The sequence below is a fragment of the Leuconostoc gelidum subsp. gelidum KCTC 3527 genome, assembly GCF_000166715.1.
Classification (GTDB): Bacteria; Bacillota; Bacilli; order Lactobacillales; family Lactobacillaceae; genus Leuconostoc; species Leuconostoc gelidum.
The window spans coordinates 103,506-117,865 of record NZ_AEMI01000016.1 but is presented as its reverse complement, the minus strand read 5'-3'; the positions used below and the strand labels follow the sequence as shown (position 1 = coordinate 117,865).

At 39.3% G+C, this 14,360-nt stretch carries 11 protein-coding genes; all 11 read left to right on the top strand.

The window, feature by feature from the left end:
- The 11 genes from EUI_RS0103940 to EUI_RS0103885 all read left to right on the top strand — a co-directional run bounded on the left by EUI_RS0103940 (position 1) and on the right by EUI_RS0103885 (position 14,357).
- Positions 1-1,152: a phage portal protein gene (locus EUI_RS0103940; protein WP_010016236.1), complete on the top strand. Its 1,152-nt coding sequence runs from the start codon at positions 1-3 to the stop codon at positions 1,150-1,152.
- Complete coding sequence (locus tag EUI_RS0103935) at positions 1,149-1,844, top strand: head maturation protease, ClpP-related (RefSeq protein ID WP_010016235.1); 696 nt, start codon at positions 1,149-1,151, stop codon at positions 1,842-1,844. Before EUI_RS0103940 ends, EUI_RS0103935 begins: the two co-directional genes overlap by 4 nt.
- Positions 1,845-1,847: 3 nt before the next feature.
- Positions 1,848-3,005, top strand: coding sequence for a phage major capsid protein (locus tag EUI_RS0103930; protein ID WP_010016233.1), 1,158 nt, complete (start codon positions 1,848-1,850; stop codon positions 3,003-3,005).
- Between the two features lie 10 nt (positions 3,006-3,015).
- On the top strand, positions 3,016-3,342 hold the full coding sequence (locus EUI_RS0103925; protein ID WP_010016231.1) for a head-tail connector protein: 327 nt from the start codon (positions 3,016-3,018) through the stop codon (positions 3,340-3,342).
- Entirely contained in the window at positions 3,335-3,706 is a 372-nt protein-coding gene (locus EUI_RS0103920) for a phage head closure protein (protein ID WP_010016230.1), read from the top strand. Before EUI_RS0103925 ends, EUI_RS0103920 begins: the two co-directional genes overlap by 8 nt.
- A complete protein-coding gene (locus EUI_RS0103915) occupies positions 3,696-4,115 on the top strand; it encodes an HK97 gp10 family phage protein (RefSeq protein ID WP_010016229.1) in 420 nt (139 codons plus the stop codon). The genes EUI_RS0103920 and EUI_RS0103915 overlap by 11 nt, the downstream gene beginning before the upstream one ends.
- Positions 4,112-4,486, top strand: coding sequence for a DUF806 family protein (locus EUI_RS0103910; protein WP_010016228.1), 375 nt, complete (start codon positions 4,112-4,114; stop codon positions 4,484-4,486). Before EUI_RS0103915 ends, EUI_RS0103910 begins: the two co-directional genes overlap by 4 nt.
- Positions 4,487-4,489: 3 nt before the next feature.
- The gene (locus EUI_RS0103905; protein ID WP_010016227.1) at positions 4,490-5,134 is read left to right on the top strand and encodes a phage tail protein; all 645 of its coding nucleotides are present in this window, start codon (positions 4,490-4,492) and stop codon (positions 5,132-5,134) included.
- Between the two features lie 355 nt (positions 5,135-5,489).
- On the top strand, positions 5,490-5,918 hold the full coding sequence (locus tag EUI_RS0103900; RefSeq protein WP_010016226.1) for a phage tail tube assembly chaperone: 429 nt from the start codon (positions 5,490-5,492) through the stop codon (positions 5,916-5,918).
- 209 nt (positions 5,919-6,127) lie between these two features.
- Positions 6,128-11,911, top strand: a complete 5,784-nt coding sequence (locus EUI_RS0103890; RefSeq protein ID WP_010016223.1) for a phage tail tape measure protein — start codon at positions 6,128-6,130, stop codon at positions 11,909-11,911.
- Positions 11,912-11,963: 52 nt separating this feature from the next.
- On the top strand, positions 11,964-14,357 hold the full coding sequence (locus EUI_RS0103885) for a distal tail protein Dit (RefSeq protein WP_010016222.1): 2,394 nt from the start codon (positions 11,964-11,966) through the stop codon (positions 14,355-14,357).
- Positions 14,358-14,360: the final 3 nt, after the last annotated feature.

The following is a 14,360-nucleotide window of genomic DNA, read 5'->3' as shown; positions in this document are numbered from 1 at the left end:
ATGGGCTTAATGACTTCGAGAAATCGACAACATAAGATTAGTGATACGTCCTACCCCGCAACACATGGATACGATCCTATCATTTCTCAAATAGCCGGGTTACCAGTTGGCTACGTTAGTGGTGCAAACGCATTGAAAAACAGTGATATTTTCAGTGTTATCAACCGTATAGCCAGTGATATTGCTAGTGCTAAATTCAAAACTGAAAACACATATGTCAGTGAACGACTTAATCAGCCATCTCGGTTGATTGGTCGTTTTTCATTTTGGCAAGGAATCATCATCCAATTGCTATTGAGTGGTAATGCTTATGTTCCACTTGATTTAGATTACTTGGAACAGATACCGCCATCTTCAATTATCAGTATTGATATTGATAATGCTAACCAAGGTGCGGTTTATACGCTATCTGAATACAATAATCATCCTGAACGGAAACTAACACAAGATGAGATATTGCATTTCAGGTTAATGCCTGATGCGACTTATCAGTATCTTGTGGGGATGTCGCCATTAGAGAGTTTATCAAATGAGTTAACTGTTTCAAAAGCAAGTGCAGATCAGAGTTTGAACCTGATTAAAAATCGTATCACGCCAACTTCTGTATTGCAGATTAGTAATGCATTACTTGAACAAGGTGATGCTGATGCAGCGCGTGAAGCGTTTGAAAAGGCAAACAATGGCGCTAATAGTGGCCGGTTAATGGTGCTTGATTCTAACTCGACGTTTAGCCAATTTGAGATGAAAGCTGATGTATTTAAGGCATTGAACAACAATGCGGAGTACTCAGCTAGTCAAATTAGTAAGGCGTTTGGTGTGCCGGTGGATATGTTAGGGGGTGGTAACAGAACAGAAAGTCAGCATAGCAACAGTCAACAGATTAAAAACCTGTACTATGAAAATCTAATCAGCTATGTTGCACCAGAGATTGATGAAATTGCCTTGAAAATGAATGCAGCAGACTTGTCACTTGACATGCAATATATTGATGATTCAACGAGGATCGACAAAATAAACGACATGGTCAAGGTAGGGACAATAGGACAAGCACAGGCTGAATTTATGCTTAAAAAGTTCGGTGTACTGCCATCTAACTTGCCTATCTATATTGCGCCAGCTGCACCAAATCAGGAGAAAGGAGATAGTGAATGAAATTAGATGTTAATGGCATGATCACTAATAACGATGATGCAGAAATTTACCGTGATTGGTTAGGAATGACCGTCACTTCACCTGCTGATATTCTTGATAATCTACCAGCTGATGGTTCTGATGTTGAAATCGGAATTAATTCAGGGGGTGGAGAAGTTGATGCTGCTAATGAAATTTACACGGCATTACGCAATTATTCAGGTAAGGTAGTTACTCAAATTGAGAGTTCGGCATATAGTGCCGCTTCAATTATCGCAATGGCTGGTGATACCGTCCAAATATCACCAGTTGCTCAGTTGATGATTCATAATGCCTCAACTTACGCAACTGGGAACCACAATGAGCTAGATAAAACGTCCAATGCTCTTAAATCTACCGATAAGGCGATTGCAAAAGCATATTCAGTCAAAACAGGTCGTCCAGTTGATGAGTTCTTAGACTTGATGGATAAGGAGTCATGGATTGGAGCAGATGATGCATTAGAACTTGGGCTAGTTGATGAATTAATGACGTTTGAAAAGGAGCCAGTTACCAACTCGATTAGTGCCGTATTACCACAAAAAATTCTCAATCGAGTAAAAAAATTAATCGGTGAGAATAAAGAATTAAAGAACAACGCAACTAATAGTCAACCTAGTGAACACGACAAACTCGTGCAAGCTAAGTTGGCTATTTTAAATGGAGGAGAATAACACATGACTAAAGAACAACTTGAAGCAGCGTTTCGCGATGCCAGCTCTAAGGCATCTGATTTAAATGCTAAATTGAACAATATGACAATTGATGATAAATCTTCAATTGAAGACATCAAGAAGACACAAGATGAATTGTCAGGTGCCAAGACACGCCGTGATGTTTTGAATGCTCAACTAAAGAGTTTTGAAGACGTTGAACCAGAACCAAAGGTAGAGGGCAAGAAAACTAATATTCTTGATAATAAGATTAAAGATCTAAAGGAAAAGAAAATTGCCATCAATGACTTCGTTCACAAGAATGGTGTCATTAAAGATGCATCACAACAAGTTTCTTCTACAGAAGTTGAGTTGTTGATTCCTGAATCTATTATTTATGATCCATCTGCTGAGATTAACTCGGTAGTCGACTTGTCAACATTAGTAACTAAGGTGCCTGTTACAACCAAAAGTGGAAAATATCCAATCTTGAAACGTGCAACTAATCGTTTCCACACAGTTGCAGAATTAGTAGCTAACCCTGCGCTTGCTGCTCCTGAATTTCAAGACGTGGCATGGAGCGTTGACACATATCGTGGTGAAATTCCGATTTCAGAAGAATCAATTGCTGATGCCGCTGTTGATGTGACCGGTATTGTGACACAAAATATGGGCGAACAAAAAGTTAACACTTACAATGAGTTAATCGCCCCAGTATTGAAGAAGTTTACAGCTAAGGCTACTGCAACAGAAACTTTGGTAGACCAAATCAAGCACATCAAAAATGTTGACTTAGATCGAGCTTACCGTCGCGCAATTGTTGCAAGCCAATCATTTTACAACGTTGTTGATACTTTGAAAGACAAGAATGGACGTTACTTGTTACAAGAATCATCAGCATCTGTTGCTAATACGGCGGGTGAAACATTGTTAGGTATGCCTATTTATGTTGTTGATGATGATTTGCTTGGAGCGGATGAAGACCAAGTGGCATTTATCGGGGACTTGAAGCGAGGAGTATTGTTTGCTGACCGTAACCAGGTTTCATTAGCTTGGAAAGATGACCACATTTATGGACAACTATTAGGTGGGGCATTCCGTTTTGGTGTTTCTCAAGCAGATGCCAACGCTGGATATTTCATTACTAACACTGATACTGTACCTGCAGGAGACGGAAAGTAAGGAGTAGCACATGGCAGATGAAACAAATGCACCCCGTGCGCCGTCAACAGGCGTTACGGCTGAAAATATGCAAGATTATCTCGCTATCGATGGTGATGACGATATTCTAAAAGAATTAATTGCCTATGCCGAAGAAGATGCACGTGGTTCGATTGATAGCTCAATTGATATCGAAGAATATCGAAAGTTAACTATTTTCAACCAAGCAGTTAGAACGCTAGTTGATTTCAACTATTACAACCGTGGTGCTTTATCTGGTCAGCAAATCGCCTATCCTAAGTCTTACCAGTACATGCTGAACAAAATCAGATGGAAGGTAGGTAAGCCAAATGGTTAGTGGGAAGTTAAAACCTAGTAATTTTATTGGCAAAGTCGAATTTGGGACGATAAAGAGTGTTGATAATCAAAATACAGGCGGCAAAAAGAAGATATTTGTATCTGTTAGTCATCAAATGCGTTTTGCGCCCCGTAGTCGCTCGATAACGCAGTCTGATACTATTTTTGGTACAGATATACAAGAAACTAAAATAATCGCTGTAAGGCACAATATGGAGCTTTCAGAGAACTTAAAGGTTAGGTTCGTAAAAACTGGTAAAGTTCATGATATTAAATATATCTCTGCTGATGAAAGTAACAGTCCAATTAAGTTTGATTACATCACAATTACCAAGGAACCACTGGGGGTGTTTGATGGAACTTGATAAAGCGTTAGATGAATGGCTACTTGGTGTGAATAAACTAGTGCCTAATCTCAAACAACGTCAAAAAATAACGTTAGCTGGTGCGGCTGTTTACGAAAAAGAGCTACACGAAGTGACTAAAGCGAAACACTATGATGATGACCACAAAAATACTAGCAATGTTAATCACCTAGCTGACTCAATTGTGGTATCAAATACCAACATTGATTACATTCGAGATGGTTCATCATTAGTTGGGTTCACTAAAAAAGGTATTAACCATGCGCGTGTGGCTCGTCTACTAAATGACGGGACGAAGTTCATAGTCGGTGACCATTTTGTTGATAATACAAGGCGCAACTCACGCCATGCTGTTTTAGCGGCACAGTACGCTGAGTACCGTCGGCTACTGAAAGGCAAGGTATTATGATATTACCAATTTATGAAGTAGACGATTTGCTACAAACATTGAAATTCGCTGATGCCATATTTGTTAACAGTATTGACGAAGAATATTTAAAAGATGTGCAATCAACCACTATATTAATCACTGAAACGGTTAATGATTTAGACAAGAGAGCTAACAACCGTTTCAGAAATTTAAATTATGGTGTCGAATTACAGATATTTTATGGCATTAATTTCAATCAATCTATTATTGATATTGAAATCAAGGTTGCTCGTTTGTTAGAACGAAACGATTGGCACATGACCCAATCTAAATCACATATAAACGACCCTAAAACCAATCAGGTGACTAAGGTCTTTTATTTTACTAAAAATTATATTCTGGAGGAATAATTCATGGCAACACAAGGTATTGTAGGCGCATGGTTTGCTAAGGCAGATCCATTAACCGGTAAGGTTCTTACAGCAACAGACGGTCTTGATACATCAGGCGTCTATTTCGCAGACGGTCATACGAATGCCACTGCTGAGGGCTTGACCCAAGTGCAGTTTGCTAGTTTAAGTGGAACAGTAACACCCGGATTTGCAAACAACAAGCAAAAACGCGCATCAAAGGGAGTGGCCTATCCAACGGCACAAGTAACGTTCTTAGACTTGGAATTTGGTGTTCAGCAACAGATTTTAGGCATGGAATCAGACTCTAAGGGTGGCTACACGGAGAGTGACACAACTCATCCTATCTACGCATTGTTTAAATCTCAATCATTGGATAAGTCATTCGATATCTATTACGCATTGACAAATACCCATGTTACTGCTGGTAACAAGACATGGGGAACCAATAACCAAAACGAAGTTGACTCTAATGATGAAATGACATTCAACTCAAAGAGTCCATTGATCAAGGACATGTTCAATGGTAAGTCATTTAAGGTGTACACATCATCAGATCCAAAATTTGATGAAGCTGCCATGATGGCCGAAGTATTCCCAGGATATACTGCGCCAACAGGTGGTTCAGGATCAGGTGTCGGAAACTAATTTTTAAATTAATCGCCTAAGAAATTAACAATACATTTCAATGTGGTATTGCACCCAAGAAGTGGGCGGTTATTTTTTCAGTTACAAAAAACGTTACCGTTACCTGATTTAAACCTAGTAATAATATATATATATATTTATATAGTAGTTAATGTAACTTTGTAACAAAATGTAACAAAATCGTTGCAAGAGAAGAGATACAGCTGTTACGTTTTTTTCGTAATGTTACACGTTTTTTGTAACAATGAGAAGTTTTCTCATAACAGGTTTGAAAAAAGTGTAACTTTATTACTTTAAATAATCGTAATATTCAGGGTATTTTTACCCGTACATAACAAGAAAAAGGAGCTTCAAAATGATCGTAAATACAGAAAAAATTAAGTTGAATAAATTTGGTTTGAACAAAACAGTGAGTGTTCGAATGACAATGGGCCAGTTCGACAAAATGAACGAACTTGGCATTAATTTATTGGAACATGACAAATTTATGCTCGAAAATAGCGAAGATATGGAAGCGTTAGAATCTATGATTGAAGAACGCAAAATCAAGAACTTAATGATTGGATTCGTTCAAGATATGTTTTCGCTAAGTGACGAAGAAATCGAAACTATCCAAGATAGCATAAATAATGCTCAATTCAAAGAAGCTTTTTCATATATCACAGATCGTCTCCGCGGTGTAACTGATAAGGAATATCAACTTGCAGTTAAGCAGGAAAAAATTCTTCGTGAAAAAGAGGAACAAGAAGACCCAAAAGATATCTCAGCCGAATCAGCCGACTGATACTCGACCAAAAAAATAGTTTAGAAGATTTTAGATATTTCAAAAAGCAATTATTTAAAGAATATGGTATTTTACCAGGCGACATTGATAAGCAAGAGTATTTTTCATTTATGGAAATGCTGAATGCAAAAGAGCCGGATAAACGCGCCGCTGATCCGTTAGATATTGCGAGACAAATGGGGTTGGAGATACCAATGGAAGGAGAGTAAATGGTTGATAGAATTCAGGCAGAGATGGCGACATCTATTGCTCTTGATGTTATTAAGGCGACAAATAGTTTAAAAGGGCTAAGTGATGCTGTAAATTCAGTTAAGAATGCGTGGAAAGCACAAGAAGCTGCTGCTAAATCATCTGGTGATTACGTCAAGGCATCAGAAGAGAGATACGCAGGACTTGGACGCCAAATGGACGCCCAAAATAATAGAATAAATGAACTAAAGCAAAGACAACAAGGCTTGGATACCTCTACTAAAGATGGTGCCGAGTCTTTTTTGAAATACGAAAAAAGTATTCAACAAGCCAATCAACAATTAGCTAGTCTTGAAGCGCAACAGCAGCGCGCTAAGTCATCAATGGACTACCAAAAAAGTGGTTTAGCTCAACTTCAAAACGAATATAAGCAAACTAATGCCGTATCTGATTCATACGTCAATCGCCTGAAAGCTGAAAACAAAGAACGTCAAGCTAATATTGTACAAGCAAACTCTCTCAAATCTTCTCTATCCAATTTATCACAGCAATACGAAAAGCAGTCAGCAGAATTAAAACGTGTTGAATCTGATTCTGGTATCGCTAGTGAAGCGTACCGCAAGCAAACAATTCGTATCAACGATACCGCTACCAACATTTCTAAGATGAAGGATGAATTCAAACTCGCACAGCGCGAAGTTAACTCGGCCAATCCCTACGGATTTGGTCGTTTTTCATCTGGTGCAAACGTTGCTTACCGTGCGACTGAAAAAATGGGCGACGGTTTTCGTGCTGCTACTCAAAAAGTTAAAGAGTTTGCAGCAGTAGGCAGTTTAGTTGCGTTGGGACTTGGCGCAGTTGCGGTTAAGGGTGTTCAAGCTGCTGCCGTTTTAGAAAATTCATATGTTAAGACGCTTAATTTAGCTACAACAGGTGGCGAAAAATACGCAGAAGCCCAAAAAAATGTCAATCAGATGCAAGAAGATGGCGCTAAGCTGTCAGTTGAATACGGTAAATCACAATTTGATATTGCAGAGGGATATCAAGAATTAATTAAACGTGGTTATAGTTCGTCTGCTGCACTAGGTTCAATGCGTTCAGAATTAGAGGCATCTGTTGCTTCTGGAGATGATTTTAATAACGTTTTGAGCGTTACATCTCAAGTTGTTGATGCATATGGTTTACGTGTTGATGATGCCAATAAAATGGTTAAAAACACCAAAGACGTAACCAACCAACTTGCTTACGCAGCTGATATGACAGCAACCGACTTCCAATCAATGGGTAAGGCCATGGAGTATGTTGGCGATTCTGCTCATTCAGCCGGCATTGAGTTATCTACAACATCTTCTGCTATTGGTATCTTATCTAACCACGGTCTTGAAGCTGATAAAGCTGGAACAGGTTTGCGTAAGGTTATTAACTCGTTAACGGGTGCAATGGCAGACCAGCAAGAAGCTATGGCTGGTAGCGCGCAATCTGCTGATAAACTGAATGAAAAAGTAGCAGAACAAAATAAAAAAGTTGAAGAGGCGCAAGATAAATTAAATAAGGCTACCGAAGCCGAAAAAAATAATACTAGTAACAAAAATAAGTCAACCAAGGCCACCGACTCTGCTTCTAGGGCTTTGGAAAAGCAGAAAGACGCACTTGGCAAGTTAGAGGGTAAGGCGCAGGGTATTCAAGCCAATGATATGTTGTCTAAACTCGGTATCAGTCGTGATCAACTGATTGATTCAAACGGACATTTGAAAAAGATGTCTGACATTATGAAAGTTATTAACGATCATACGAAAGATATTAAAGATGACGACACGCGAAATAACGTATTTCATGCCCTCTTTGGTACGACTGGTATGCAAGCTGGTATCATTCTTGCTCAAAATAATGATGAGCTTGAAAAACTCAATGCAAATGTTAAGAACGCAGCTAATGGTCAGGGATACGTTCAAAACTTGGCTCAAAAGAACATGGATACGACTACCGCAAAACTAGCGCAGTTAAAGTCATCAATGGAATTGATCGTTAATTCTATTGGTGCTTCATTGTTGCCGTCCGTGTCTGATTTTGCTGTTAAATTAGCAAGTGCTCTTAATTCAGACAAGGGTCAAAAACAACTCAAAGAGTTGTCAAAAGTGGCTGGTGAAGTCGGTCGTTCAATTGTAAATACGATAGAGTTTGCTTGGAGTCATCGTTCAGAATTAGTAACAATAGGTGAGACATTAGCTGGTATCTGGGCGTTTAAAAAAATAAGTGATGCAATAGGTTGGGTAAGAACAGCCATTGGCACTTACAAAGAGCTAAATGGCGTCTTAAAAGTAACAGCAGGCCTTAATGCTGTTGGATTAGGCACTGGCGGTAAATCTGCAGTTACAAAAGTTGGTTCAACGGCAGTAGGTAGTATTGTCTCAACTGGTTCAACTGTTGCCGCTTCATCAGAAGTCGGTATGTTATCAAAATTAACTGCCACATTAATACCTGCACTAACCAAATCATTGCCATATGTTGGTGTCCTAGCTGGTTTAGGTCAAGCTGGATACAGCGCATATAATGCAACTAAGGCTACCAATGAAACATCTAAGAGGACTCAACAGGGTGGCGTTCTCGGTTCGCTGTCAGGAACTGCAATCGGCGCTGGAATTGGTTCATTAATCGCACCCGGTATTGGCACGGCTATTGGTGCTGCACTAGGTGGCACAGCTGGAACACAAATAGGTAAGAAATTTGGTAAAGCATATCAAGAGGGATTCAAAGAATCACACCCAAAGAGCATTAGTGCTTGGCTAGGCGATGATTGGGACGCGGCTTATAAAAATTCATCATCTCAAACAATGAAAAAGTTTTCTTCTGATTATAAAAGTCAAATTGACAAATTAAATTCTAGTACGAAAATAAAACTTGATATTGATGATAAAAATACGAAACAAAATCAGAAGAAAGTTGAAGACATTTATGCCGGTCTTCAAAAAACAATTGATAATTTTTATAAAAATCAAGAAAAAGATTCTAAAAAGAATCTAGATATTCTTGTCAAAAACGGTATTATCACGCAGAAACAAGAAGATGAGTTATTAAAAAAGTCACAGTCTAATGACGAAAAGCAAAAAAAGTCTAAACAAAAATTAGCTGATGATATGAAAAAGACGTCTGAAAAATATTATTCAGATGCTGAAAAAATTCAAAGTGGTAGCAACAAAACATTGGAGGGGTTAGCGAATAAATACGGCACTAATTCTAAAAAGTATAAAAGTGAGCAGAACAAGGAACTAGAAGCTCTGCATAACAAATATACAAAAGATATTGTTGGTATTGAAACTAGACTTAATGCTAGTGTTTCAAAATCAACTCAAGTAGCAGCTACCAAACAAGAAGATATTTTAAAAAGTTTGAGCAATGCTAAAAAATCAATTGGTTTAAAGCAAATCGTTGAAGACGAGCGCCAAGCTAAGAAGAATCATGACACCATTGTTGGTGAAGCGCAGAAAACGCGTGATGATGTCGTTAAGGCTGCAAACGGTAAATATACGGGTTCCGTTTCCGCTGCTGATAAAGAGTATTACCAAAATAAAACAATCAGTAAAAAACAATATGATGACGTTGTTAAAAACGCTCGTAAACAGCGAGATGATAGTATCGATGCTGGAGAAACGCAGCGAAAGAAGACAACAAAGTCTGCTGATCAACAGTATGGGGATATTCTTGATAAAACGGAAAAGCAACGCTATGATGTGACACACAAATCACAGCTCCAAAAAGATGGTGTTGTTGGTCATTTACAGAGTCAAAAAGATACCACCACACGACTAGGTCGTGAGCAAAGTAATACCTTATCAGATTGGGCTGATAAACAGAAAAATAATACGACTAAAAGTGCAAGAGACCAACGAGACGGTGTTTCTGGTGCGTTAGGAACAATGTGGAAGTGGTTGAAGAGTGGCGCTGAATCAGGACTAAACGGCTTATTTACCCCAATCAATATTGGAATTGGCACAATTAATAGTTTGTTAAGTGCTTTTGGAGGTCCCAAGAAGACAATTGAACCGTTAGCTGTTAGATTCGCTACCGGTACTGGCTATTTAGGATCTGTTAGACGTTCGATTACTAAACCAACTTTGGCTATGCTAAATGACGGGAATGATAGCCCTGAAACTGGTAATCAAGAAATGTTATTGCACCCTAATGGCAAATCAGAATTAGTACAAGGAACCAATGTTATACGTCCCTTATTACCGGGAACAGAGGTACTAAACGCTAAAGAAACTGCCATGATGTTAAGTGGTGGTATGTCAAGATTTGCTGATGGTACTGGTCTATTCAGTAAATTGTTCAGCGGCGTTCAAAGTGCTGGTAGTTGGGTAGGTAATGCTGTTGGAAATGTCTGGGATGGCATGAAAGATGGTGTTGATAAGTTCACTAAGATGTTTGGATTTATCACAGATGCTGCTGCACACCCAATCGAATCACTTGAAAAGAAATTCAATCCAACTCGCAAGGGTGATTTAGGCAGTGTCATGAATGGCCTTGGCGACAACGTATTTTTTGACACGACTAAAAAGCAAGCTAAGAGTTGGTGGTCTGAAATGTGGTCCATGGCCAAGTCTGCCGGAGAGGGTGGCAGCTCTTCCGAGTTACTTAACCACGCTGAAAAATTAGGTAGTGGTAAACCATATGTTTGGGGTGCTGCGGGTCCCGATAGTTTCGACTGTTCTGGTCTGGTTGAGTATGCCTTATCTCAAATGGGTATTGCATTTCCTAAGTATTCTGGGGACCAATATAACGCTTCAACAGCTGTATCAAACCCACAATCTGGAGACTTAGTATTCTTCGGACCCGGTGGTGGAGATCACGTTGGAATTTATGCCGGAAACGGAAAAATGTATAGTGCTATGTCACCAGGATCATCACCGAATATTGGTATGGCTGATATCAGTTCTTGGTCTGAATCGTTATCATCATCGCCATATCGTCGCGTTTCTGGTATGAAACCTGAACAAGAAATTGAAACTACTAATCCATTACAAAAGCTCATCAAGAGTCAAACAGGTGGCATGTTTGATTGGATTAAGAAGTTTATTGCACCCTTAAATGACAGCTCAACCGGTACTAGTGGAGATGTAAATAGCTGGTCTGGGGACGTTAAAAAAGCCCTAAGTCAACTTGGTTTAAGCACTAGTGGCGATATGGTTAATAAAATATTGAAGCAGATACAGACTGAATCAGGTGGTAATGCCAGTGCTATTGGCGGCAACGATGGACTTGCCGATGGTAATGCGACTGGACTAATGCAGGTTAAGCCGGGTACATTTAATGCGTTTGCATTGGCTGGTCATGGCAATATCATGAACGGTTACGACAACATGTTAGCTGGTATTAATTACGCTAAATCAAGATATGGCAGTGACCTATCATTCTTGGGTAATGGTCATGGATACGCTAATGGAACAATTACTAACGTACCCCACGTGGCACACATTGCAGAGGGCGGCATGACTGAAGCAGTAATTCCATGGGATCTGTCAAAGAAGTCGCGCGCCATGGAGTTGTTAGGCGAAACGGTCACTCACTTCGCATCCAATACGATTAGCAATAATACTACTTCGAATAATGGTGCTGATTCTAATGTATTAGCAGACAAGCTTAATAATATGATTAAACAAGGCGAACAGGTAATATCACTATTACTTCAGTTGGTTCAAGGTCAATCAAACCCTACACCAGCAGTCGTATCAGCTAATCAAGCTAATGACGTATTAAATAAACTAAAGCAAACAAACAACAGGTCACAGCTCTTATTTAAGGGCTAAGAATTAGGGACTTTTAAGTCCTTTTTTCGTACATAAAACAAAGGGGTAAAAAATGGCAACAGACATACAGAATACAACCTTACCAAATGACAATGTTAATGCACCAGATACTAACTTTGCAAATGATACAAGTTTAAATGGTAATGAACCTAGTCAAATGGCCTACGTAGAGCCAAGCGAGGGGGCTAATGAGCTAATAGCAGTTGACCAGGCAATTATTGATGGCCTATACCCTAACCCAGAAGATGATGAATTTGTTGTTGGCCGTAACTTTGAAAGTGGCGCAATAGGAATTAACTCACGTGATTTAGGAATAATGGTTGGTCATGTGAGCCTACCAATTACACCAACTATCAGTGAGATGACCCAGAATGTATCTGGTATGTACGGTCAACGGTGGCTAGGTAATAATTATGGTGCCAAGGTGTTCAATATACCTGTAACAGTCATTGCAACTAGTGCTGATGAGTATATTAAGAATGTTGAGCAGATTAGCAATACCCTCATTCAAATTGGTAACACTGAGGTACCACTTGTTTTTGGTGCGTTTCCTGAACGGACTTATTACGGACACTTCACATCGATACCTGAACCAGCCTACATTGGCCAAGGCGCATGGGATTCTACCCTAACCTTACAATTCACGGCTAGTGACCCACATGGTTATTTAGCTAGTGAAGTTGGGTCCGCAGACAATCAAAATAAACTAGCTATTACACCGCTAGGTAATGATACAGCTAAGCCAATTTATCAGTTTAATTTCACGGCTGATAGCAATAACTTTGGCTACGTCAATTCAAAAGGTGAGAGTGTATTTGTTGGGTATGCTGATAATACTAATACACAGGACCTCATGCCGGTTGTCTACAGGGAACCATTTGAAGATTTAGCAACCTTAACTCAAGTAACAAACATGAACACCCAACCATTTGCGCTTGCTAATGCTGATGTAACAACAGACGGCACTATGGCAATGGGTTCAACAAGTCAGTCAATATTGAATGATAAATTTTGGGTAGCACCAAAAGATTACACAGGTCAAGCTACTATGTTTGGTAATTTACTACTAACCAAGAAATTTAATGTTGGTGCCAATGGTAATTATTACATGAGTACGCGATTAATCCACAGACGGTACTATGATCGTGCCTACCAACGTATTGAAACCTACTTATTAAGCACTGACGGTCATAAGATTGGTAGATTTGGTATTCAAGATTATGGCTCTGGTGGATTAACTTATATTTATATTTTGTTTGGCAAAACAGTAGCTGAGGAACAAGCCAATTTAGCTAATGGATTTGGTTACTGGGGAACTGGTAACACAGCATGGGCGCGTGCCCAGTTAGTTGATAAGCATGGCTATGATGTGACATTAAACACTTCAATATCAAGCAATTTAACTGTAGACAGGCGTGTGACAACCGATTTCACGCAAGTCCTATATGATGCGTCATGGTATGACCGCAGTGCCGGAAATAAAACCGCGCAATATGCTAATAAATGGGTACACACGAAACAAACTACCGAAGAATGGAAGACACCACGTGATGCCAATGGTAAGGCAACTGGTCCACAACAATACACGACAGAAACTAAGGTAGACACCCTATCAAAAGATTGGGTACGTGCTAATAGATTAGATCACGGTTGGAATGAACCAATAGCATTTGAAACCTACCAAGATATCAAGAAACGTAACTACGTATGGGGATCATCAGTAGGCTTAACTGAATATATTGAAACATGGCACAATGTTGGTACACCTAACCCTGGATACGGAAACGGTTGGAAATTCACAACCACAGACCACCAATATGGTAAATGGGTTGATGATAATTCTAGTCGTGCCAGTGAAATTGGTATGGTTATTTCAGAAGCTAGAGAGCCAGATCATAACGACAGTTCAGCCTTAACTGATTTCTGGGGAAGTTTAAAAATTACTAAGATTGATAACACCCTTAAATTTAATGTTGCAGAAATAAAAGGCGCATTAGAGACAGGGAATATTGTATTAGATGAAACGTTTAATATTCCTAATGGGTTTGACGCAAAGTTGGGACAATTAGGTTACTATTTCGGTAAGGCACCAATCCATGAGGATAAGATTACCAAGACAACGCCTGCTACTTCTGATACACCAGCTAGTTATGAATACGTTAAGTCATATTCAGATGACGTGCTAGAAGTAACCGATTTATGGGTCACTGGAATGACGACCGCAGACGCCATAAAAAAGGCGCATACAATTATTCATGCGGGTGATAGTGCCACTATTGATGTGGAAACTGAAAATGTCTATATTAATGGTGCATTAGCTAACCAATACCTTAGCCCAGCAAGTACCTACCCAGCATTAAAGGGTGGTTCACAGGAACAGATTAGCTTCTATCCAAGTGCTGATAAGGCTAATGTTAAATACACCTATCGACCAGCAATGAAATAATGA

Excerpts from the sequence above, each read along its gene's own strand:
- EUI_RS0103940 (WP_010016236.1), top strand. The coding sequence starts at position 1 with ATGGGCTTAATGACTTCGAGAAATCGACAACATAAGATTAGTGATACG.
- EUI_RS0103935 (WP_010016235.1), top strand. The coding sequence starts at position 1,149 with ATGAAATTAGATGTTAATGGCATGATCACTAATAACGATGATGCAGAA.
- EUI_RS0103930 (WP_010016233.1), top strand. The coding sequence starts at position 1,848 with ATGACTAAAGAACAACTTGAAGCAGCGTTTCGCGATGCCAGCTCTAAG.
- EUI_RS0103925 (WP_010016231.1), top strand. The coding sequence starts at position 3,016 with ATGGCAGATGAAACAAATGCACCCCGTGCGCCGTCAACAGGCGTTACG.
- EUI_RS0103920 (WP_010016230.1), top strand. The coding sequence starts at position 3,335 with ATGGTTAGTGGGAAGTTAAAACCTAGTAATTTTATTGGCAAAGTCGAA.
- EUI_RS0103915 (WP_010016229.1), top strand. The coding sequence starts at position 3,696 with ATGGAACTTGATAAAGCGTTAGATGAATGGCTACTTGGTGTGAATAAA.
- EUI_RS0103910 (WP_010016228.1), top strand. The coding sequence starts at position 4,112 with ATGATATTACCAATTTATGAAGTAGACGATTTGCTACAAACATTGAAA.
- EUI_RS0103905 (WP_010016227.1), top strand. The coding sequence starts at position 4,490 with ATGGCAACACAAGGTATTGTAGGCGCATGGTTTGCTAAGGCAGATCCA.
- EUI_RS0103900 (WP_010016226.1), top strand. The coding sequence starts at position 5,490 with ATGATCGTAAATACAGAAAAAATTAAGTTGAATAAATTTGGTTTGAAC.
- EUI_RS0103890 (WP_010016223.1), top strand. The coding sequence starts at position 6,128 with ATGGTTGATAGAATTCAGGCAGAGATGGCGACATCTATTGCTCTTGAT.
- EUI_RS0103885 (WP_010016222.1), top strand. The coding sequence starts at position 11,964 with ATGGCAACAGACATACAGAATACAACCTTACCAAATGACAATGTTAAT.